Consider the following 21076-nt stretch of genomic DNA (forward strand, 5'->3'; position numbering starts at 1 on the left):
CTTGTCCAAGGGCCCATGCTTTTTTGTTTTCGCTCACGGGTAAAATAAGGGTGTGGCGTGTGCTAGAACCAAGGGGACTGGTACATTATCCAGAACATCGAAACGCTTTATCCCCCTGATGGATGGAATATGTCCGACCGACCATACAGCGAGGTGCTCCAGGAACTTCACCGGATCCACCGACAGCTCAGCGACCTGCGAAGTCGTTTGACGCGGTGCCCGATTCGTGTGAACGCCGCGCGCAATCGCGTGACGGCCGCCGAGGAAGTGGTTAGCGCAACGAAGGAAGCAATCAAGTCAACCAAGATGACCGCTGACCGGAAGCAGTTGATGCTCAAGGAAAGCGAAAGCAAGATCGAGGCGACCGAAGGTAAGCTGAATGCCGCCCGGACGAACGACGAGTTCCAGATTTTCAAGGAACAAATCGCGGCCGCTCAAATGGCCAACAGCGTGATGTCGGACGAAATTCTCGAGGCACTGGAAAAGATTGACCAGTTGGAAGCGAAAGCGATCGAAGCCAACAAAGGTGTCGAGCGTGCTCAGGCCGATCTGGCGAAAGTTGAAGCCGAAGTCGAGCAGCAACGTGGGCAGTTAGAATCGGAAATCGCACGCGTGCTCGAAGAGTTAGAAGGCGTTGAGAAAGACATTCCTCCTGATATTCGAGCCGACTACAAACGCGTGGTGAAAACTAGGGGTGAGGAAGCACTATCCTCCGTCGTTAACGGCTATTGCACGCAGTGTAATGTACAGCTGCGAATCCAGACGGTTAGCGACTTGAAGCTTGGTAAGCCCGTGTTTTGCTCGTCGTGCGGGGCGTTTCTTTACTTCCCTGAATAGACGAAAAGCAATCGTTTACTGCCGATTTTTCGGCGTGTTATGCCCAATTAGGGTAATACGCTAGCGGTTGGCGGAAGCTGGCTTTACAAACGCCTCACATTTCAATAACAATAAAAAGAACAACACAAACAAGACCAACATGCGGCCTGACCCAGGTCGCGTTTTTTTTTCAGCTAGGGAGTTTCTGACATGTCGAGCATGGCCGATAGAATGCCCATGTCCCGTAAAGGGTACGAGAAGCTTAAGGCCGAGTTGCAGCATCTCGAAGACGTTGAAATGCCAGCAATCACGGAAAAGGTAGCTAACGCCCGTGCCGAAGGTGACCTGAAAGAAAACGCCGAGTACCACGGCTCGCGGGAAACTCAAGGCATGATCCAGGCTAAGATCAACCTGCTGAAATCCAAGCTGAGCAAAGCCCACATCATCGATCCGTCGTCGGTCGACACCTCCGTGATTGGCTTTTTCGCAACGATCACCGTGCGCGACGTCGACATGGACGAAGAAGAAGTCTATTCGCTGGTTGGTTCGGGCGAAGAGGACTTCATGAACAACAAGATCCTTGTTGACAGCCCGATGGCGCAGAAGCTGATCGGTAAGAAAGTTGGCGATGTCGTCGAGATTCCAGCACCGAAGGGCACCTATGAATTGGAAGTGCTGAAGATCGAATATAAGTTCGATGAAGACGAATAAATCGCACAGTTCAGAGCAAGCTTAAGCAAACGGCCTGGCAATTTGTCAGGCCGTTTTTGTTTGAGCACCATGTCGCCAGCGGATACGCTGTAGGAACTCCTTCTGATTTCCCACCTTTGCCTGGAGTTCTTTCGATGGCTTCCCGCCTCTCTCTGCTACTGCTGATGTTCTTGCCGCTTCTGGTCCATGCTGACGAGCCGCTGCCTCAAGCTAAGCCGATTCCGCAAATGCAGGTCTTGCCTTTGCCACACGATCAGATCTCGGTCACACGCAACGGTAAGGAGATATCGCGGTACCATTTCGCCCCCGATCTTGAGCGGCCGTTCCTCTATCCCATGGTAGGACCGTCGGGCAAAAGCTTGACCCGCATGGGGCATCCGCACGATCCGAATGGGCACAGCCATCACAACTCGGTTTGGGTGACGCATCACGACGTCAACGGTGTCGACTTTTGGGCCGATCCTTCTCCTGGCAAGATCAAGCATACCCGCATCGGTCAATTCGTCGATCGCGACGATCGTGCTGTGATACAGATGACAAACGCTTGGATTGATACCGAAAGTGACAAGCAACTACTCGAAGAATCACGTACGATGACGTTCGTTCCTTTGACGAACGATGAATGGTTGTTGGCGATCGACATTCAATTGACCGCGAAGAACGAACCCGTGACTTTCGGTGATACGCCATTTGGTCCGCTGGGAGTGCGTATGGCGAAAACGGTCGGCGTGCACGACGGCGGGGGAACGATTCGTAACAGTGAGGGACAAGTTGACGAGAAGGAAGTGTTCCGTAAGCCAGCCCGTTGGGTTGACTATTCGGGGCCGATCGCGCCGGCGACCAACGAGGGCATTACGCTGATGAATCACCGTGATAACCCAACCTTCCCGAGCGCGTTCCATGTGCGCAACGATGGTTGGATGGGGGCCACGATGTCGTATGAAAAACCGGTACAACTAAAACAAGGCGAGTCGCTTTTGCTGCGATATGGACTTTATGTGCATGCTGGAGTGGCTTCTCCCGAAAAAATCGAGCAAGCTTTTGCCGCCTACCACGAAGTTCCATTATTGCCTGCCAAGTAGAATCGGCGATAATCGTCCCCATTCCGGGGAGGTATCAATGCGATTGCAGACGAGCTCTCGTATTGAATTCATTAGTCAAAGGAGTTTGCGGCGATGTCCAACGATCAGTTCACGGTAGAAGACAGACGATCCTCTGGTGGCAGCGGCTGCACGACCATCGTCATTGGTTGTTTGGTGGTGTGTCTCGTTTTGGCAGGCGTCGCTTGCGGCGTCGGTTATTACTTCTACGCGACGACGAACTGGAACGCCGTGGCTGCTAACGTGGTCGAGCCTGGCATGAAGCAGATGATCGACGACACCGATCTGCCAGAAGAGCAGAAGGAAGGAATGAAAGCCCAGATCACTCGTTTGGCCGACGGAAGTCGCGATGGAAAGATCACCTTCGAGCAATTGAAGCAGGTGGGGGAGAAGATTATGAAGTCCCCAATGATCGCGGCGATTCCGGTAGAAGTTGCCCGGACCAAGTATATTGATCCTTCCGGACTGTCCGACGAAGAGAAAGCGAATGCCGTCAAACAGCTACAGCGCATCGCGCACGGTATGTTTGAAAAGAAGATTGACGAGAAAGAATTCGAGAAGCTCGTCGTAGGACGAATCGCCGATAAAAACTCCGACGGCAAGTTGGAGTTTCGTGAAAAGGTCTCTGACGAAGAGCTACGCCAATTCATCACGGCCTGTAAGGATCTGGCCGATTCAAAAGATATTCCAGATCAAAACTACGAGATCGATTTCGCCGCCGAAATGAAGAAGGCGGTTGATGAAGTTTTGGATGGCAAAAAGGAAGAAGTAAAGCCTGAGGTCGAAGCGACCAACTAGATTTCCTTTGGTGTTCAAGCAGCGGCTTAGTTGGCCGCTGCTTTCCGGCCGAAGCGTGATCCCCACCAGCGGGCAAACGCACCTGGTTGCCAATCGGCGTTGAAGTAAGCCAAGCTGTACGCGACCGGAATGACCAACAGCGTCAAGATCGTGGCAAATCCCAAACCGAAGATCACCGCCCCGGTCAGCGGCTGCCAGAATTCAGCTCCGCCGCTTAGGTTCAAGTACAGCGGCAGCAGCCCGCCAATCGTGGTTGCCGTGGTTAGCATCACCGGGCGCAAGCGATTGATACCTGCTTCAATGATCGCATCTTGAACGTTCAAGCCACGCTTTCTTGCTTGGTTGATGAAGTCGACCACCACAATCGCATCGTTCACCACAATGCCGGTGAGACTGACCAAGCCAATGAACGTGGCCAAACTAAACGGGAAGTCGCTGATAAACATGCCCGCGACCACCCCCACAAAGCTCAGCGGAACGGTTAGCATCACGATGAACGCCTGGCGAAAACTACCAAACTGGTAAACCAGGATCGCGAAGATCAACACCACGGCAATCGCCATCGAGGCCGTGAGATAGTTCATGTTCTTGGCCGTTTCTTCACTCTCACCCGTGAACTCGGCCCGTAATCCTTCCGAGGGTGTGCCGACGGTTCCGACGAAGGCCATATCCATGAAACTGATCGACGGATCGTTTACGGCACGGAAGCCAAGGGAGGGCAGAATTTCCTCCCGCAACCGCTCGAAGATCAGGTCGGTATCGGGATTGTCGACCACATCACACTTGGCGGTGACGGCTCGCTTTCGATCGTAACGATTCACCGCAAACAAGCTGGTCGTTCGATCAAGCTCAGCAAGTTGCCCAATCGTCGCCTTCTTCCCACTGGGGCTGGTCAGCATGATTCGTTCCAGTTGATCCTTGGATGCGCGATACTCATCCAAAGCTTGTAGACGCAGGGTGATATCTTCGTCCCCTAGATTCAGTTCGATCGTCGTGTCGCCGTTAATCGCCGTCTGAATCGCCTGAGCAACCTGGGCTTCGGTCATGCCATACAAGCCGACAATTTCCGGGAATGGCTCGACCACGATTTCTGGATTCAAATTGCGGTAGTCTGAGCGAACGTCGACTGCTTGTGGGATCTTATGAAGTGCTTCGGTTGTGTAGTCGGCTGCATAACCAAGTTGATCAAGATCGTCCCCAGTGAAGCGGACAGCCACCTTGGCACCACCAGGCGGGCCTTCCTCGACCTCTTTAATGGTGTAAGTCATGCCGGGGAACTGTTTGATAGTTTGATCGAATCGTTCTCGAAGCTCGGCTAGGATCGTTCGTTCGTGGCGTTCGCGATCTAAAGGAGAAAGCAATTCGACCATGATGGTGCCGAATTCCGGACCAACCGCTGGGTCGTTTTCCAAGCGACTAGCCAAACCTTCCGACGAACCGAGCGCCGAGACGAAATTCACCAACTCGCTATTTGGACGGGCTGCAAGTTCGCGGAGTGGTTCTTGAATCGCTTCTGCTGCGGCGATTGTTTGGTGGATACTGCTGCCCAAGGGAAGCTCGTACTTTACTTCAAACTGGCCACGATCGCTCGGTGGGAAGAACTCTTTCTCGACATGTACCATCATGAAGCCAGCCCAAACTAAGGCCAACACCGTACAGGCAACAATCGCCCAGCGAGTTTGCAGGCTCCAACGTAATGCGTAGATATACACCTTGGTGAAGAAGCCGAGGTTTGGGCGAATCCGGATCTCGGCGTCGTCGTGGGTTCGCGGAATCGCGGAGTGAACCGACTCGTCGGCGACCACTTCACTCGGTTTACGGCGTCCGTACCAGCGAGCCGCAACCACCGGGATAAAGAAGTGGTCGACCAAGATACTTCCAAACAGCGACACGCTCACCACCTGAGGCATCACCCGCATGAAATCCCCCATGATGCCGGGGACTAGCAGCATCGGAAGGTAAGCGGCGATCGTTGTCAGGTCGGCCATGATCACCGGAGTGCCAACCTCTTCGATACCAATCTTGGCGGCATCGACTGGATCTTCGCCACGTTCGATATGACGGTGAATGTTTTCCGCCACAATGATCGCACCGTCGACCACCATACCGAGCACCAAGATGAAGGCGAAGATCACCATGTTGGAGATCGGAATCCCCAAGGCATAAAGCGAAATCAATCCCACGGCCGAACTTAAAGGAATCGCGGTCAGCACCAGCAGCGAGATTCGCAGACCCATACTCCAGGCCAGGATCACCAATACCAGCATCGCTCCAAAGACAAAGCTGGAACCGAGCACACGGAACATGATCGAGATTTCGGCCGACGTGTCGCGCGTGATTGAGAACTTGATATTTGGATACTGTGGACGCAGTTCTTCGACTTTCTCTTTCACCGAAATCGCGGCAGCCAGAGTATTGATATCGGCTTCTTTGTTAACGATGATCGTCGCGCACGAATCGCTGTTGAGCAGGGCGACGTTGCGAAGTCGGCGGTACGTGTCTTCGACTTCGGCGACATCACCAATCTTGATCAGCTTGCCACCAGAGTTACTAATGATCGCATTGCGAATGTCATCGACACCCCGGAATTGGGTCTCATTGCGGACGCGGAAGTCGAACGTACCAGTATCGAGTTCACCAGCAGGCATCTCGGCATGAAAGTTCGCCAGGGCTTGGCGAAAATCGCCCAATGTCAAGCCATATTCCGCCGCTAAATCAACGTTCACATTGACATGAATCTCGCGCTCACGGCCGCCAAAGAGCTGCGTATTGGCGATTCCCGGGATGGTCTCAAGTTCCTCCTGAACTTCTTCGGCCAGCGTTTTCAGGGCTGCTTCGTCGAAACCTTGCGGAGCGGTCATATTGACGAGCATCAGTGGTGTGTTCTCGAAGTCGATATCGGTCACCGACGGCTGAACTTCGCGGGCAACGGGAAGATCGCGGCGGATTTCATCGACCAAATCCTTCACTTCACCGCGAGCCTGATCGGGATCGACGCCGTCCAGGAAGATAATCTGCGTGATGCTCGATCCACGCATGCTGGTCGAAGCGATGAAGTCGACGTTCTTTAGCTTCTGCAGCGCATCTTCAATCTTGCTGGTGATTTGTTCTTCAACTTCGACTGGCTGTGCCCCAGGGTAGGGGACGGCGACGAGAACAACCGCCTTAGAAATCGCAGGCGTACGCTGTACGGCGATATTCATGATCACCAGTGCGACGGCAAATAGGACAATCACCGTGCAAACAATCACGAACCGCGGCTGCTCGATCGCTCCGGCACTCATTTTCATGGGAAGTTGCTCCTAGCTCACTTTCCGGAGTTGTCGGTTTTCAGACGCGATACTTCTGTCATGGGACCCTGGTCGTTGGCAGGCGAGAACAATGGAGATTGTTTTTCGTTGACTGCTCCCATCACTTCCAAAGGCCGACCGTCGACCAGGCGATGTTGGCCTTGGACGACCAGCAGTTCGTAATTACCTGGGATCGAGGAAAGAATAAAGTGACGACCTTGCTCGATGTAGCGGGGGATCTCGACACGATGAGCGATCAGGTGTGGCACGTTCGCCAGGTCCATGCCAGCGAAGTCGATTTTGGTAGTGGGAGACTCCGGCGAAACAGCGGCGAAAAACAAATTTGCAGTCCGATCGTTGAAGACGACGCTCTCAACCGGAATCTGGTACCCTTCGATTTCACTGATGACAAAGTCAGCCTTGGCGACCAAACCGGGCTTTAGCAAACGATTCGGGTTATCGAGTAGAACCTCGACCTCGAACAATCCGTTACGGTCGCTCACCGTTTCCGCCATACGATACACGGTTCCTTCCAAAACGGAATCCCCTTCCAAATTGGACGAAGTGTCAAATCGTCGGACGTAGACCTTAAAGTCCGAGGCCGGATTCGGCGAGCTTGCTCGGTTGGAAGGTTCTACCTTGCGGCGTGTTTGATTGAACTGACGCTGCATGGCGATGATCCGAGATTCGGGCACACCGACGGTCAGCAAGACTTTGTCAACCTGAACGATCTCGAAGGCCGCTTGATGCATGTTGATCGATTCGCCCGCGTTGACTAATCGTTTCGAGATTACGCCATCTTCCGGTGCGATCAAGACGGCGTCTTCCAGGTTCTTTTCAGCAATGTCGCGCATCGCCTTGGCGACGGCCAGTTGCTGCATGGCCTGCTGAAAGGATGTTTCGGTAACGGCACCCGGGCTCCGCTTCTGCAAATTGGCGAGACGCTCGTATTCGGTTTGGGCGTTTTCGATGTTGGCGTTGGCTTCGTTGCGACGAGCCTGGAGGATCCGAGTATCGAGTTTCGCGAGCACCTGTCCCGCAGAAACACGATCGCCAATGTCCAGCATCTTGCCTTCGGGGGTGGTGCCAAGCGACTCGATCCGCCCGGCTTGCTGGAATGCAAGCGAGAAGCTTTCCAGTGGCTCGATGGTACCAGCGTAGGTGTCGAGAATCTCGATTGGCTGTCGATGCAACGGCATCAATGTGACAGGTGCCAGAGATTCGCTGCCTGAAGTGGGAACGGTGGTCTCGCCGGTTTCTTTTTGGGGGGCACTAAAATGGTTGCGCCCGCCACTGACGTACATGACAGCCAGGGCAAAGATGGTGACGATGATGAGACCAACGAATTTTCCAATCCGCCGTTTCATGAATTTTCCGCGCGTTGAAATGATAAGGTTTCTTCCCGCCGATTTGCCTCAAGACTAGCTCGATAGGAAGGTAATGGACTAGCAATTTTGGTAGATCGTATTTTAGGAAACGATCGGTGACAAGATAAATTGGACGGATCGTCCATTTTACTCGTCAGTAACACCATGGGCGACTAAGAGTTGTACCAACGAATCAGGCGAAACGTTTCGGATTAACAACTTCTTTTGCGAGGAAGTTTCCCCGGAAAGGATCTCAAGCTGCGAACCGCGAAGCTTAAACATTTTGCGCAAAAGGGTAATAATCGCCTTATTCGCTTTCCCTTTCTCAGCCACCTCAGTGACACAGACTTTCAAGGCTCCAGCTTGCAAACCGCGGAGTTCGGCCTTGCGAGCACCGGGTTGCGCTTTGATTTCCAAAACGCAACCCAGTTCGTGCGGCTGAACGTTGACGTTCACGCAATACCCTCGAAAAGTATGGAACCCACTCTCACCATCGTGGCACCTTCACGAATTGCCAAGTCAAAATCATGACTCATTCCCATCGAAAGCTCGTCGAGCGAGATTTCATCCGGGCAGTTTTCACGCAGCTTGTCGCGTAACTGACGCAATGCCGCGAAATCCTTTTGAGCTTGGGTTCGACCTCCTTCAAGCGAAGCCATGCCCATTAAGCCCACAATCTTCAGCTGTTTCAACGCGGCAATTTGTCGCAGTGCAGGCTCGATATCCACGGGCGGGAAGCCATGTTTGGCAGAGTCGCCAGAAATATTGACTTCGATCAGCGTCGAAAGCGGAGCTTCACCTGTCCAATCGTCGTTTGCTGCTCTTAGCAAACGCAAGCTATCTCCGGAGTGCAGCACGGATAAAAGCGGAATGGTTCGCTTCGTTTTGTTGCGCTGCAAATGACCGATCATGTGCCACCGCGGCGAGAAACTGGCCAAGGCTTCTGCTTTCGTCCAAAGTTGCTGCGGACGGCTTTCCCCCAGGTCTTGGCAGCCCAATTCGAGGAGAGCTTGGGTCGTTTCGATATCAACGTATTTCGTTACGCCGATCAGGCGTACCGCGTCCGCCTGGCGACCAGATGCCGCGGCGGCTTCTGCCAAGGTTTGCCGTACGCGGTCGAGATTTTCGCGTAATCGAGTCTGCATGGGAGGATCGCTGGTGTTCAGGAAGCTTGGACTTCCAGAAGTTTCTCGATGTCGCCGTTTTCGTCAAGCCGAGCCACGACGGCCTCGGAAATCAAATTCACACCCAGGAACGTGCGACTGGCCTTTTCGGTGAGGGACCGATAGAAGACCCAATGGCCATTGGCAGTCTGCACGCGGTAGGCAACCGCACGATCTCGCGGCTGGATAACCAGTTTTTCGGCCACGGTTAATTGTCGCCAGGTAAGCGGTTTACCTTGGCCCTTCTTCGCCAAGTCGAAGAACATTGGGGCCACCAACGCCTTGCCACTACCGGTCTGACGTAACGTGAGTTTGTCTTCGACCATACCGAACTTGCCCAGCGAAGAGTCACTTTGCCATTCGTTGATACCGACGGGAAGCAAGGTTGCTTTCGATTTGGGTAAATCGAGGAACACTTCGTTCGTCTCTTCCGCCAAACCAATCTGGGCTTGTGGTGTGAGAGGTGGATGGGCTTGGTATTCAATCTTTTGAGCTGGGTCGGTTAGCAAGACCGAATCCATCGCCCAGAGGAAGTCGTCTTCACGAGCCATGAAAAAGAGCCGCTGTAGGCGAACCCCTTCAGTCCACTCTTGCTCAAGTTCCAGGTAATCGCCGTCGTCATCCGCCAGCCAGCCGACTTGTTCCCAGTTGCTGGTCGGCGACAGGACGAAGCCGTCGACGGTGATCTTGGTGTCCCATGCTCCGCTTAGGAGGACGTCTTCACGCGATTCGAGTTCGACGATTAGCGGTTCTAGGTCGTGTCGAACGGCAAAGCGAGGACTGGTCCGGTGCCAATCGGCACGCAGGTACGCGAACTCGCTCCAGGTTGATTCATAGCTGGGGTAGGGAAGCTGCCACTCGGACGCTTTCCCTTTGGCATTGGGAAGTGTCAGATGGGCAATGACGTCATCTTCTTCGTCTTTGCCTTGGGCTAATGCGGTATGGTATAGGTGCTTGTTGTAAACCCCTGAGAGACCGGAGGCCAGCGTTTGAGTTCCGTCGGCTCGGGTAAACCGCAATAAATGGCGAACCGTCCATTGATACTGCGTATACGCATCGGACGAAAGCTTCCAGCCGTCGGTTGCTTGGATCATCGCTTGACTACGCGTCCAACATGCCAACAACGCACGCAGGTGCAGTAACTGGTCTACTTTTACCAGGCCTTCGCCGTCGGTCAGCGATTGCATCCCTTCATCAATTACCTGAACTGCTGCTTTGCCTAGATCGCGGCAGGCTTTCAGTTCGGGGAAGATGTACGCAAGGGTCAGAGGTAACTCGCCGGCGAGTCCTTGTTCGAAGATCTTCTTCTCGAAATTGGTGGAGGTCGCATCGATTGCGTGGCTCATGACCTTGTCGAGAATTCGCCACCACAAGTCGGCATCCAGCACCGAGGTCAACTGTGGCAAGGCATGGGTGCATGCCAACAATTCGAGCACCAAATTGCGTTCGGCAATTCGACGATCAAGGCTTCCCAGCCAAGCTTCCAATTCATCGGCCAGCTTAGCGGTTGGTTTGGTTCGTCCTGAGGCAACCTCTCCCAGCTTTTCCAACAGCGGGATTGTGCAGCTATCGATCACTTCATCGGCGAATAGCGCCCAGGCGAATGGAGATGACTTCTTACCAGAAACCAGACTTTGTAATGGTGCCACATCCTTTCGGGCTGCAAGGTAACTACTCCACTGTTGCCAATCGCGACAATCAGCCTCTTTAGGGGCTGTCTTGGCAAGCTTTACCCAAGCCGGAAGTTTTGTTTTGTGGGTGGCTGGGGCGTCTTGGGATTGGGAGCTAGTATCCGTGGCCATGGCTTCCATCGAGCAAGAGTTTGTTAGAATAGGTCCATCGTGATCGCCGCATGCGGAATGCCTGTCAAAGGGGAGCATGCTGGCTTGATCATCTTAGCAATATGGGCTGACTTTGACGCCCCCCGGTTACCGTTTTCCGCCGAGAAATGCCATGCCCGCGTCTAGCCTCCTGTCGAGCGTTGTTCGTTGCCTTTTTCTAACCCTCATGTTAACGGTTTGCCTCTTACCGATCACGACGGTTAACGCTCAAGAGGAAGAAGAAAAGGAAGCTTCGCCCGCCGAGACAAAGCCGGCGGAAGCCGAAACTCCGATGGTAAACCCTGAGGATGTGAAGCTACAGGAATCCAACGGGATTCGTAAGCTCATGCCAAATATGCCGGTCTGGATCGACACCAAGCGGAAGATGGTGATCATGGACGGCGAAGTCTGCCTTCGTAAGGGGTCGCTGGAAATGTTTGCCTGTTTAAGGGGAACGAAGGAACACGAGTCGATTGTGGCGGTGCCGGTTGACGCCTATGTGGTGCATGCTGCCTTGCTGGGAATTGGTGCGAAACAGGGCGAGCCAGTCTCGTTTGATCCAGAGTACACTCCCCCGTCTGGTGATGTCATCGACGTGCTTGTTCAGTGGACCGACGACAAAAAGAAGTTGCAATCGGTTCGAGCTCAGCAGTGGGTGCGTGAAGCACAAGGAAAGAAAGAGATGGCTTACAACTGGGTATTTCCAGGCAGTTATTTCTGGAAGGATATTCCTTTAGAAGAGATCCAGAAGGCGAAAAAGGAAGGCATCGATCCGGATACCTTGCCTGGCAAACAGGTATACGCGGCGGAAGGAGGCGAGCTAATCTGTGTGAGTAACTTCCGTTCTTCCATGCTTGACCTGCCCGTGCCTAGCACCGATGCGAATAACAATCTTTGGTTCGAGGCCAACACCGAAAAGATTCCACCGGAAGGAACCAAGGTTCGAATCTTCTTGATCCCGAATAAGGGAAAAACGGCCAAGCTCGAGGCGGCTCAAAAGGCGAAAGCAGCAGAAAACCTCAAGCGGGCCCCGATGAAGGAAGAAAACAAAGAAGCGCCAGAGTCGTAAGCTTAGCAGCCTGTTGAATTTCTCAGATCGGCTACTTAATTGAGATTGGGGCGATTGCGGCGTTGTGAATTCCTCGACATATCTAGTGGATATGCCTGCGGACTCACGTCTTGCCCTCGCTCCAATCTCAATGACTCGCTACCGAAGCAGAAAATCAACAGACTGCTAGACGACCATGAAGCTTTCATAAATGATCGCGACGACGGTCGCCGCTGCGTTGAGGATGGTAAGCAGCGAGATCCAAAATGCACAGTGGGTTTGCCAGGCACCATCTCCCGAGAGCTGACCCATGCGAATTGCCTTCAAGTCAGCTACGGCGTAGGCGAGCGCAACGGGAGCGATGATCAGAGACACGACCCACCCGAAAAGTCCCAATAGTCCGCTGGCAATGGGCCAAAAGAAGCGAGTCATGGGCATTGCACTTGCGAAGAAGGCAACTAGCGACGAAAGCAAAAGCACGATGCCCCGCGAGTTCGCCTCGGTTTCGTACGCGCCACGATAATCGGCAGGCGCGTTGACGTCCGCTTCTTTTCCTTCTTCCGCCAACTCGTCCCGGAATGGATTTCCCCCTTCGGCCAAATCAGGCTTCTTCAAGTCGTCCATTCTCAAAGGACGATTGGAGTTGGAAGAGGTCATGTCGGCTTCCCGTCAGACGGAAGAAGGATGAATAGCCATTACGCAAACCGCTATGGCTGGTAGCGTGACTAATCCAGCTTACCAATTCGGCAATGCTTTAGCATCTCTTCAGCCGTGCTGATATAGCTGGTATAGAACGGACCAAACTCGGCGTACCGGGCACTCGCTTCATCGAATCGCATCTTGTAGACAATGTCTTTTAAGTACTCCGGATTGCGTGCCCAGAGCGTGACACCCCATTCCCAGTCGTCCAGGCCAACACTGACCGTGATCAACTGCGAAACTTTTCCCGCGAACTGCATCCCGCTTTGAGCATGCTCGGCCATCAACGCATTTCGTGCGGAGAAAGGGAGCGTGAACCAGTTTTCACCGACTTTACGCTTCTTGTTCATCGGGTAGAAGCAAGTCGCCGGGTAAGGAGGGAAGTCTGGTGTCAGACGCTGATTATTCATCATCGGCAAACGCTTGGCGTAGGCATTGACCTTGGCCTCGAACGAAGGCGAGTCCTTCTCTTCCCCCTCGCGAATCAAACGTTCGGCGAACTGTTCAATTGAAGGAACATATTCCGAGATTTCGGTGACCGAAACAAAGGAATACGTCGGTGTGATCGCCGCGCCGAACTTACTGGCCAATAGTTTCTGATGAACCATATCGATCACCAATGGATTTGGGTCCATTAGCATCAAGGCGAAATCGGCTTTGTGCCCGCTGACGATCGAAACCTGAAGCCGCTGCGGATTACCTTCCGCTTCCGGATTGAGAATCGCGATGATCTCTTGGCAGCCGTCAGCGAGTTCTTCCGGCGAGAATCCTAAAAGAAGGGCCCGATCGAACGAGTAATAGAAATGACCGCAGTGCCAACCCTCGGTCGGGATAATAGAGGGTTCAGGAAGTGGGGCGGAACCGGGACGACCGTGGCTCATGGAACTGACTTCTTACAAGAGGGCGAAACATGACAACTGAAACATTCAGTCTATCAAATCGCGCGGTCCGGTCGAAGTAGCCCGAGTTGTGAGAGCAGGCGAAGCAGAACGAAGAGAATATTAACCACGGATTTAACGGCGATTCGCTTCCAAATATCCGTGCCCATCCGTGGTTACAAATTGTTCCGATCGGTCAGGCAATCATCGCTTCGTTGTTGAATTTACGGAAGCATCGTCCAGGTCGTGGCAGAGGCGTTCGAACGATTCTCGGGTGAGATGGATTTCGTCCTGTTCTCGATCACCTCCAGCGGCTGCATAACGTTCGATCGAGACGCCGCTGTGATCGACGTTCATTTCATAATAACGCCGCGTATCGCCGTCGCTGCTTGGTTTTTGCGAGCGGATTTGAATCTGACGTCCGGATGGATCACGTTCGATGATCGCCAGCGGTTCCAACAAGTAGTCGACACGGCGAACCAGGTTTTCCGCAACGTCCGTTGCTTCTTCATGAGACTTGACCTCGTTGAATCGGTAATCGATTTGTCGAGCCGAAACGCCCACCTTTTCGACCGTCAGGTCGGTAGCCGTGACCTTTCCCTGGTTTAGCGCCGTTTCGAACTTCCTGTTCGGCGCTGGATGGTTATCCAGCGATTGTCTTAGTCCGTGAGACACGATGTTTCTCCTTTTGGGAAGTATGAATGATAAAAACAAGGAGAAGAGGGTTTGCCACCGAGGACACGATGATCACCGAAGAGCAGCGGGAGGTTTTAACCACCGATTACACCGATAAGCATGGATGCTTTCTTCCTGATTTGCTTCACGTATTCGGGATCAGTGGTTGCTCTGACTAGACTCTTCCGTTCACGGGGTGTCCTCTGTGGCTAAACATCTTCTTTCAATCAACTAGCTCGTTTCGAGTTTGACGCATTCGTGATGCGTTCCATCCCAGCTCAGCACGACTTCTTGCTCATCGAGAATGGTATGGATGTGGACTGGACGCTTCCAAAGCGTGAACAAGTTGGTAAGCGTATCGCGGGCATAGTCCATTTTCAGTTCAATGCCTTGATGGCGGTGGGTCAGCAGCATCTCGCCGCGGTTCTTGTAGTTGCCATCGGTGACGAAGATCTCGGGGCGGCCCATGTTGGTTAAACTGAACAGAAGTTGCTGTTTGACCTTGGGGAATTCGCGGCTTTCAATCTCGTAGTATTCGGTTGTTTCGTTGTAACCGAACTGGAACATCTTGTAACGGCGACAGAAATCGAGCGTGAAGAACTCGTCGATGAAGGTCAGGTCGTTATGGATTCGGCGGACCTCGAAGATCTTTTCACGTCCGAGGCCGACATCGGTATTCCAGTTCTGGCGTTCGTAAAAGTCATCGCAGTCGTCGTAATCTTGGCCGAAGCAGCCACGGTTCCAGCGATCTTCGATATCTCGTAGAAGTTCGAGTCCCAGCTTGTACGGGTTCAAGCGAGTGGGGCTCGAGGCTAACGTGCCGGAGGTATGGTCGGCGTAGTTTATGACTTCCGACGCGGTCAGTCCATGCCGAGTCATAATGGTGGAATGCCAGTAAGTAGCCCACCCTTCGTTCATGATCTTCGTTTGCCCTTGCGGGGCGAAGTAATAGGCTTCGTCGCGAATCATTGACAGCACATCTAACTGCCAAGGACGCAGCGGAGCATAGTTCAATAAGAACTGCATCACATCTTTGGTCGGTTCATCCGGCACCGGGATCGCTCGGGCTGGCCGTGGTGATTCTTCCGCATCGTTCGCTTTCTTGCGGGGATTGATGAAGTTATCCATGTATCCCTTGGCGGGAAGTCGAAAGCTGGGAGCGGATTCTGGCTGGGCGTCCTCGTCAGTGTGAGCGTGGAACTTATAGCGATCTTCCGAGCGTGACCGCTGAATGAAGGGAGAGTGAATGTCGATCAGGTCTTCGATGCTTAAGCAGGCGTCGATAAAGTTCTCGACTTCCTCGACACCGAAGCGATTCATGTAGCGGCGAATACGATTTCCGTGGTTGGCCATCTGATCGATCATCTTGCGATCGGTCTTACTGAACCATTGGTTGCACTTAAAGAAATCGCAATGGCCGTACACATGAGCCATGACCAGCTTGTGATCGGCGTACATATTGCTGGAAAGCAGGTACGCATAACATGGGTCGTTGTTGATCACCAGCTCGTAGATTTTCTGAAGACCGTAGTGGTAACCTTTCGAGAGGCGTTCGTACTCCATGCCGAAACGCCAATGGGGATACCGAGTTGGAAAACCACCCATCGCCGCGATCGCGTTCAATTGGTCGACATCGACCAGTTCGAAGATCGTGGGGAAGAAGTCCAAGCCGTAATCGAGCGCGTGTTGCTCGATTTCGATTTGCACTTCTGCCAGTTCCTCGGGCAGATTCGCGAAACTTCGATGCGTGATGGGCATGGATTTCCTCCCTCGCCTAGCTCGATGGTTGATCGAGATCCTGGACCTCGAACTTGCTTTCCGAAAGCGAACTGATCACATCCCACAGTCTTGGGAAGTCGTGACGCAATTGTGTTTTCGCGCGTTGGATTGCTTCGGCCGCCGTCTGGCAAACCACCGTAACCTGATTGTGCCCCACGCGTACCAAGTAGCGATGTGGCATGACGGAATCAAAATCAGCTGTCGACATAAACCGTTACCTTAAGATGAAGAACCTCACTTACCTTTACCTAGGAAGAGCTTGATGGAGTCGTAAATCGCATCTTTGTCCTCAATGTGGGACAAGATGAGGGTTTCGTGGTTCTTGCCAAATTGATTAGCAAGCGATTTCATATACTCGCCACTCCCGTAGGGGCTCTCGACTTGTCCGTAACAAAACAAGTTACAGACCGGGATCAGCGAATTTTCCAGTACCCGCATGCAGGCTTTGTTGTCTTCTCCCCAGTTGTCGCCGTCGGAGAACTGGAAGCAGTAAATGTTCCATTCCGACGTGGGGAATTCTTTCTCTAAGATGCCTTGCACCACTTTGTAAGCAGAACTAATCCGCGTGCCGCCGCTCTCGCGGGTGTGGTAGAAGGTATGCTCGTCGACTTCTTTGGCACTGGCATCATGGATGACATAACGAGTTTCGACGCCGTTATATTGGCTGCGGAGCCAGGTATCGATCCAGAATGCTTCGGTCCGGACGATATCTTTCTGGTCGTCGGTCATCGAGCCAGAGACATCCATCACGTAGATCACGGCGGCGTTCGCTTCTGGTTGGGGGATGCTGGTCCAACTGCGATAACGCGTATCTTCCCGCACCGGTACGATGACGGGATTCTTGGGGTTGTAGATGCCTGAGGCGATTTGCCTGCGTAATGCCTTGACATAGGTACGTCGGAAATGTCGTAGCGATTCGGGGCCGGTCGATCGAATGCTGTCGTACCGATTTTTATATTGCGAGATGTTCGCATCCCCTTTCGGCTCGATCTTGGGGAGTTCTAGCTCATCGCCAAGCATCGCGGCGAGTTCTTCGAGCGGGACGTCGACTTCCAGCATGTGCTTGCCCGGCTCGCTCCCAGCTTGCCCAGCACCGTCACCATCATCTCCTTTACCCACTGGATCGCCTGGCTCACCATCACCTTGGCCGACGCCACCTTTGTTTTTGCCGTAACGAAAGTGAGGTACATCCATGCTGGGGACCGGGATGCTAACGAGATCTTTCCCCTTGCGCCCGATCATCTCGCCGTGCGTGATGTACTTACGAAGATTATCACGGACCCTACCTCGCACGATTTCGCGGAAGCGGTGGACGTCGCGATCAATCTTCAGCCCCATGGCACGATCTCCTTGCGCGGGCAATATCGGAAAGTTGGAAATAGGACGGGCGATCATTGTCGAAGGCCCGTTGTCCGATAACGGGTGCCATGCTCTCGTCTTCATGGACGGCTGTGTCGCTTGCTTGGCCCTGACAGGGAAAGCAGCATACAGCAACTACCAAGCGAGGACGTTCGCATGGCACCTCGTTGTGAGTGGTTGTGGCAGCTTGCTATTCGGTCACATCTCCTCGAGCGAAGATGCTGGCGACGTAATTGAGCACGTCGGTCGCGCTCTCTTCGTCGTAACCGTGGTCGCGGATGAGTCGTTGCTTGACCACGTCGATTTTCTCTTGCGTTTCCTGGTCGATGACACTGGAGACGAGACTAGTGAGCTTGATCGAGTCTTTCTGGTCTTCGAACAACTTCAACTGGAGAGCTTTGTATAACCGTTCGTTCGTCTTGAAATCGAACTTCTTACCATCGATTGACAAAGCACCGATGTAGTTCATGATCTCACGGCGGAAGTCGTCTTTACGGCTCTCGGGAATGTCTATCTTTTCTTCAATCGATCGCATCAAACGATCATCTGGTTCTTCGTACTGCCCAGTGAACTTGTTCTTCACACGCTCACGCTGGGTGTACGCTTTGACGTTATCGATGTAGTTGGCACAGAGTCGCATCATCGCGTCTTCGTCTGCGGCGATGGCGCGTTGGACTTCGTTCTTGACGATGTTCTCGTATTCTTCCTTGACCACCTCGAGCAGTTGGCGATAGTGATCGCGCTGGTCTTCGCTGGTGATCAACGAATGGTTGCCGAGACCCGACTCGAGCTCGTTCAACACCATGAATGGGTTGATCGAAGTCGCGTCGGGATGTGCCACGAGTGCGTTGGAAATCTTGTCTTGGACATAACGAGGCGAGATGCCCAACATCCCTTCCCGTTTGGCTTGAGACTTGAGTTCCTTGATGTTCTCTTCGGTGAAACCAGGCAGTGATTTGCCGTCATAAAGCTTCAGCTTTTGCATCAACGTCAGGCTGGCATTCTTTGGTTCTTCTAACCGAGTTAGGACTGCCCACATTGCGGCCATTTCGATGGTATGCGGGGCAATGTGCTTCCCTTTGACCTTTTGGTTGTTGTAATCCTTTTCGTAGATCTTTACTTCATTGGAGAGCTTGGTAACGTATGGCACGTCAATCTTAACGGTACGATCTCGCAAGGCTTCCATAAACTCGTTGTTCTGAAGTCGACGATACTCCGGTTCGTTCGTATGACCGAGGATCACCTCGTCGATGTCGGTCTGAGCGAACTTCTTTGGTTTCACCTTGTGTTCCTGGCTGGCACCTAGCAGGTCGTACAGGAACGCGACGTCCAACTTCAACACTTCGATGAACTCGATGATGCCACGGTTGGCGACGTTGAATTCACCGTCGAAGTTAAATGCACGTGGGTCACTATCTGTGCCGTACTCGGCGATCTTGCGATAGTTGATGTCGCCGGTGAGTTCCGTCGAATCTTGGTTCTTCTCGTCCTTTGGTTGGAAGGTACCGATACCGATACGATCCTTTTCGCTGAGAAGGATACGGCGGACGTGCACGTCCTGAATCACTTTCGTCCAATCACCACCATGTCGTGCCAGGCTGTCCATGTACATGAACCGGCAGAAGGGGCAGAGTTCGCCGGAGATGCTGAGGGGGTACTCACTCTGTTTTGCTGGATTGGTTAGTTGTGCTGCGATATCAGCCCGGAACTCTTCTGGAATTAGATGCAGCGGCTCTTCATTCATCGGGCACCAGTGAACGGCAGACATGTCGTCCGGCTTGTGGGGATCAATCCAGCCCAGCGAGTAAATGGCACCTTCATCTGTGGCGGAGTACCGTTCGAGCCCTTTCTTGAGCAAGCGAGCCATGGTGCTTTTGCTGCTACCGACCGGTCCATGTAAGAGAAGTACACGCTTCTCGATTCCATAACCGTGGGCGGCACTTTTCAATGCGTTGACCAGCGAGACCTGGGCGTCTTCAAGGCCGAAGATCGCATCGCGACCACCATCCAGCGGATCGTCGAAGAAGCGATAATGAACCTTCTTCTCACGCGATACTTCGTACGTATCGATCCCGTAGGAAAGGATCATGTCGTAGCAACGCTGAAAGGCATTTCGCGTGATGGCGGGATGTTCCGCAATGAGATCGAGGTACGCCTCGAACGTTCCCTGCCAGTTCTTTTTGCGAAACTGATCCAGGTTCTGGCGTTCTGCCAGGAAAGAAACGATTTCACGACCGCCGGCCATATTGCTGATCCCTCCTGAGTTTGGTTACCGAGTCCAACTCGGTAGACCTGAATTAGGAATGAGACCGCGACCAAGATCGATAGCCAATCTTGGCCACGAAAGCTCTAGGGGATGGGGCAGTTGGGTCTTGTATGACGAATTCTGCGATTCTTGCCAAGTCGTATCTTACTTGCTTATTCTCTCGGTCCGCGCATGCGCACGCAACATCTCGGATAAAAGGTTGCCAAACGCCGAGCGCGATTGAGAAAGAACGTCGCGAAGAAAGAACAAATGGGAAGAATTTGCGTCGGATCGGCTACAAGATCACTTTGCCTTCCCTTCATTGAAGTATCGACCGAAGGGTGAATATAAGCAATAGAAAGATTGGATCGAATTTTGAAAGGCTGCGGCTTGTGAAAAATGGCACTAGTTGTAACTAGGCAATTAGCTTCGCTTTCGGTGCGATTGTCAGACAGAAATCGGATGCCCGTATTTTTTTCAAAATAGAGAAGTTTGCGCGCGATAGAAGCAAACCAAATGGTGTTAGTGATCAGAAATTGGCCAGAAAACGCGATATCGTACGTCTTAGGGCGATCGGTAGAAAGTAATCGCAAGATATCGCTTTGCAACGTCCAAATCAGCGTGATTGAGCGAAGTGATTTCGCCCAAATTCCACAGCTTAACTTGATCGGAGCATCGGCGAATGCGCTCCCACATCTCAGCCGATCGTGCGCTTAACGAACGAGTTGCAACTAACCCAATACCTTCCGGACCGCTTCGAGCAGTCGATCCATCGGGAAAGGTTTGCGGATGTAGTCATCAACGCCCAGCATCTCAGCGTAAGCCTTATGGCGATTGCCTTCGTTGCCGGTGACCATGATCACCTTGGTCGGCACGCGGTTGGTCTGTCGCAATTTCTCTAGCACGAGGAAGCCGCTGCGCTTAGGCATCATCATGTCTAGGACAATCAAATCAGGATCGTCTCGTTCGGCCAAGGCGAGACCTTGATTGCCGTCACGGGCAACCAGCACACGATATCCGTTCCCCTCGAGAGCGAAACGCATGGTTTCAACGATTTCGGTATCGTCGTCCACCAGCAGAATGGTCTTCTGATCGGCCGTCTTGGCTTCCTTTTCGCTCATTACGAGTGGCTGCTTTGTGAAAAGAGAGTTGTCGAAGCGAATACGTTGTCCATCGGTAATTTTATACTACTACTCGATTTAGCACCCAATCGCAACGGTAGGCAACCGATTTCGGCAGTGCCTCGGGGCACACGTAAGGTTCCTAATCCGCAGGGTTTACCTACATCGGTGGGGAAATGGAGCGTTCTCCCAATCGATCGCGAATTA

At 52.9% G+C, this 21076-nt stretch carries 18 protein-coding genes; 5 read left to right on the top strand and 13 right to left on the bottom strand.

Annotated elements, in window-relative coordinates; genetic code table 11:
* Positions 1–129: 129 nt before the first annotated feature.
* The 4 genes from C5Y83_RS23495 (at position 130) to C5Y83_RS23510 (ending at position 3425) form a co-directional block, all read left to right on the top strand.
* A complete protein-coding gene (locus tag C5Y83_RS23495) occupies positions 130–837 on the top strand; it encodes a zinc ribbon domain-containing protein (protein ID WP_105332240.1) in 708 nt (235 codons plus the stop codon).
* 198 nt (positions 838–1035) lie between these two features.
* Positions 1036–1527, top strand: a complete 492-nt coding sequence (greA, locus tag C5Y83_RS23500) for a transcription elongation factor GreA (protein WP_105332441.1) — start codon at positions 1036–1038, stop codon at positions 1525–1527.
* A gap of 134 nt (positions 1528–1661) precedes the next feature.
* Positions 1662–2609 (top strand): PmoA family protein, encoded by a 948-nt coding sequence (locus C5Y83_RS23505; protein WP_105332241.1) that lies wholly within the window; start codon positions 1662–1664, stop codon positions 2607–2609.
* A gap of 93 nt (positions 2610–2702) precedes the next feature.
* Positions 2703–3425: a hypothetical protein gene (locus tag C5Y83_RS23510; RefSeq protein WP_105332242.1), complete on the top strand. Its 723-nt coding sequence runs from the start codon at positions 2703–2705 to the stop codon at positions 3423–3425.
* A 26-nt stretch (positions 3426–3451) separates the two neighbouring features.
* On the opposite strand, the gene C5Y83_RS23515 is transcribed toward C5Y83_RS23510, so the two are convergent.
* From C5Y83_RS23515 to C5Y83_RS23535, 5 genes are all read right to left on the bottom strand, one after another.
* Positions 3452–6715, bottom strand: a complete 3264-nt coding sequence (locus C5Y83_RS23515; protein ID WP_105332243.1) for an efflux RND transporter permease subunit — start codon at positions 6713–6715, stop codon at positions 3452–3454.
* A gap of 17 nt (positions 6716–6732) precedes the next feature.
* Positions 6733–8082: an efflux RND transporter periplasmic adaptor subunit gene (locus C5Y83_RS23520; RefSeq protein ID WP_105332244.1), complete on the bottom strand. Its 1350-nt coding sequence runs from the start codon at positions 8080–8082 to the stop codon at positions 6733–6735.
* 147 nt (positions 8083–8229) lie between these two features.
* On the bottom strand, positions 8230–8538 hold the full coding sequence (locus C5Y83_RS23525) for a DUF167 domain-containing protein (RefSeq protein WP_105332245.1): 309 nt from the start codon (positions 8536–8538) through the stop codon (positions 8230–8232).
* The gene (locus C5Y83_RS23530; RefSeq protein ID WP_105332246.1) at positions 8535–9227 is read right to left on the bottom strand and encodes a YggS family pyridoxal phosphate-dependent enzyme; all 693 of its coding nucleotides are present in this window, start codon (positions 9225–9227) and stop codon (positions 8535–8537) included. The genes C5Y83_RS23525 and C5Y83_RS23530 overlap by 4 nt, the downstream gene beginning before the upstream one ends.
* A gap of 17 nt (positions 9228–9244) precedes the next feature.
* Positions 9245–11047 (bottom strand): hypothetical protein, encoded by a 1803-nt coding sequence (locus C5Y83_RS23535; protein WP_146117898.1) that lies wholly within the window; start codon positions 11045–11047, stop codon positions 9245–9247.
* A 151-nt stretch (positions 11048–11198) separates the two neighbouring features.
* On the opposite strand from C5Y83_RS23535, the gene C5Y83_RS23540 reads away from it, so the two are divergent.
* Complete coding sequence (locus tag C5Y83_RS23540; protein WP_146117899.1) at positions 11199–12134, top strand: YdjY domain-containing protein; 936 nt, start codon at positions 11199–11201, stop codon at positions 12132–12134.
* A gap of 165 nt (positions 12135–12299) precedes the next feature.
* Here C5Y83_RS23540 and C5Y83_RS23545 read toward each other — a convergent pair whose 3' ends face one another.
* From C5Y83_RS23545 to C5Y83_RS23580, 8 genes are all read right to left on the bottom strand, one after another.
* Positions 12300–12770 (bottom strand): hypothetical protein, encoded by a 471-nt coding sequence (locus C5Y83_RS23545; RefSeq protein ID WP_105332249.1) that lies wholly within the window; start codon positions 12768–12770, stop codon positions 12300–12302.
* A 68-nt stretch (positions 12771–12838) separates the two neighbouring features.
* Positions 12839–13693 (bottom strand): hydrogen peroxide-dependent heme synthase, encoded by an 855-nt coding sequence (gene hemQ, locus C5Y83_RS23550; RefSeq protein WP_105332250.1) that lies wholly within the window; start codon positions 13691–13693, stop codon positions 12839–12841.
* 201 nt (positions 13694–13894) lie between these two features.
* Positions 13895–14365: a hypothetical protein gene (locus C5Y83_RS23555; RefSeq protein WP_105332251.1), complete on the bottom strand. Its 471-nt coding sequence runs from the start codon at positions 14363–14365 to the stop codon at positions 13895–13897.
* Positions 14366–14596: 231 nt separating this feature from the next.
* Entirely contained in the window at positions 14597–16123 is a 1527-nt protein-coding gene (locus C5Y83_RS23560) for a SpoVR family protein (protein WP_105332252.1), read from the bottom strand.
* Positions 16124–16139: 16 nt separating this feature from the next.
* Complete coding sequence (locus tag C5Y83_RS23565; RefSeq protein ID WP_105332253.1) at positions 16140–16352, bottom strand: hypothetical protein; 213 nt, start codon at positions 16350–16352, stop codon at positions 16140–16142.
* A 26-nt stretch (positions 16353–16378) separates the two neighbouring features.
* Complete coding sequence (locus tag C5Y83_RS23570) at positions 16379–17482, bottom strand: DUF444 family protein (RefSeq protein ID WP_105332254.1); 1104 nt, start codon at positions 17480–17482, stop codon at positions 16379–16381.
* 211 nt (positions 17483–17693) lie between these two features.
* Positions 17694–19748, bottom strand: a complete 2055-nt coding sequence (locus C5Y83_RS23575) for a PrkA family serine protein kinase (protein ID WP_105332255.1) — start codon at positions 19746–19748, stop codon at positions 17694–17696.
* A gap of 731 nt (positions 19749–20479) precedes the next feature.
* Positions 20480–20869: a response regulator transcription factor gene (locus C5Y83_RS23580; RefSeq protein ID WP_105332256.1), complete on the bottom strand. Its 390-nt coding sequence runs from the start codon at positions 20867–20869 to the stop codon at positions 20480–20482.
* Positions 20870–21076: the final 207 nt, after the last annotated feature.

The organism is Blastopirellula marina, from assembly GCF_002967765.1.
In the GTDB taxonomy this organism is placed as follows: domain Bacteria; phylum Planctomycetota; class Planctomycetia; order Pirellulales; family Pirellulaceae; genus Bremerella; species Bremerella marina_A.

What these genes read in the sequence shown, in the direction of transcription:
- C5Y83_RS23495 (WP_105332240.1), top strand. Translation starts at nt 130, where the DNA reads ATGTCCGACCGACCATACAGCGAGGTGCTCCAGGAACTTCACCGGATC.
- greA (WP_105332441.1), top strand. Translation starts at nt 1,036, where the DNA reads ATGGCCGATAGAATGCCCATGTCCCGTAAAGGGTACGAGAAGCTTAAG.
- C5Y83_RS23505 (WP_105332241.1), top strand. Translation starts at nt 1,662, where the DNA reads ATGGCTTCCCGCCTCTCTCTGCTACTGCTGATGTTCTTGCCGCTTCTG.
- C5Y83_RS23510 (WP_105332242.1), top strand. Translation starts at nt 2,703, where the DNA reads ATGTCCAACGATCAGTTCACGGTAGAAGACAGACGATCCTCTGGTGGC.
- C5Y83_RS23515 (WP_105332243.1), bottom strand. Translation starts at nt 6,715, where the DNA reads ATGAAAATGAGTGCCGGAGCGATCGAGCAGCCGCGGTTCGTGATTGTT.
- C5Y83_RS23520 (WP_105332244.1), bottom strand. Translation starts at nt 8,082, where the DNA reads ATGAAACGGCGGATTGGAAAATTCGTTGGTCTCATCATCGTCACCATC.
- C5Y83_RS23530 (WP_105332246.1), bottom strand. Translation starts at nt 9,227, where the DNA reads ATGCAGACTCGATTACGCGAAAATCTCGACCGCGTACGGCAAACCTTG.
- C5Y83_RS23535 (WP_146117898.1), bottom strand. Translation starts at nt 11,047, where the DNA reads ATGGCCACGGATACTAGCTCCCAATCCCAAGACGCCCCAGCCACCCAC.
- C5Y83_RS23540 (WP_146117899.1), top strand. Translation starts at nt 11,199, where the DNA reads ATGCCCGCGTCTAGCCTCCTGTCGAGCGTTGTTCGTTGCCTTTTTCTA.
- C5Y83_RS23545 (WP_105332249.1), bottom strand. Translation starts at nt 12,770, where the DNA reads ATGACCTCTTCCAACTCCAATCGTCCTTTGAGAATGGACGACTTGAAG.
- hemQ (WP_105332250.1), bottom strand. Translation starts at nt 13,693, where the DNA reads ATGAGCCACGGTCGTCCCGGTTCCGCCCCACTTCCTGAACCCTCTATT.
- C5Y83_RS23560 (WP_105332252.1), bottom strand. Translation starts at nt 16,123, where the DNA reads ATGCCCATCACGCATCGAAGTTTCGCGAATCTGCCCGAGGAACTGGCA.
- C5Y83_RS23565 (WP_105332253.1), bottom strand. Translation starts at nt 16,352, where the DNA reads ATGTCGACAGCTGATTTTGATTCCGTCATGCCACATCGCTACTTGGTA.
- C5Y83_RS23570 (WP_105332254.1), bottom strand. Translation starts at nt 17,482, where the DNA reads ATGGGGCTGAAGATTGATCGCGACGTCCACCGCTTCCGCGAAATCGTG.
- C5Y83_RS23575 (WP_105332255.1), bottom strand. Translation starts at nt 19,748, where the DNA reads ATGGCCGGCGGTCGTGAAATCGTTTCTTTCCTGGCAGAACGCCAGAAC.
- C5Y83_RS23580 (WP_105332256.1), bottom strand. Translation starts at nt 20,869, where the DNA reads ATGAGCGAAAAGGAAGCCAAGACGGCCGATCAGAAGACCATTCTGCTG.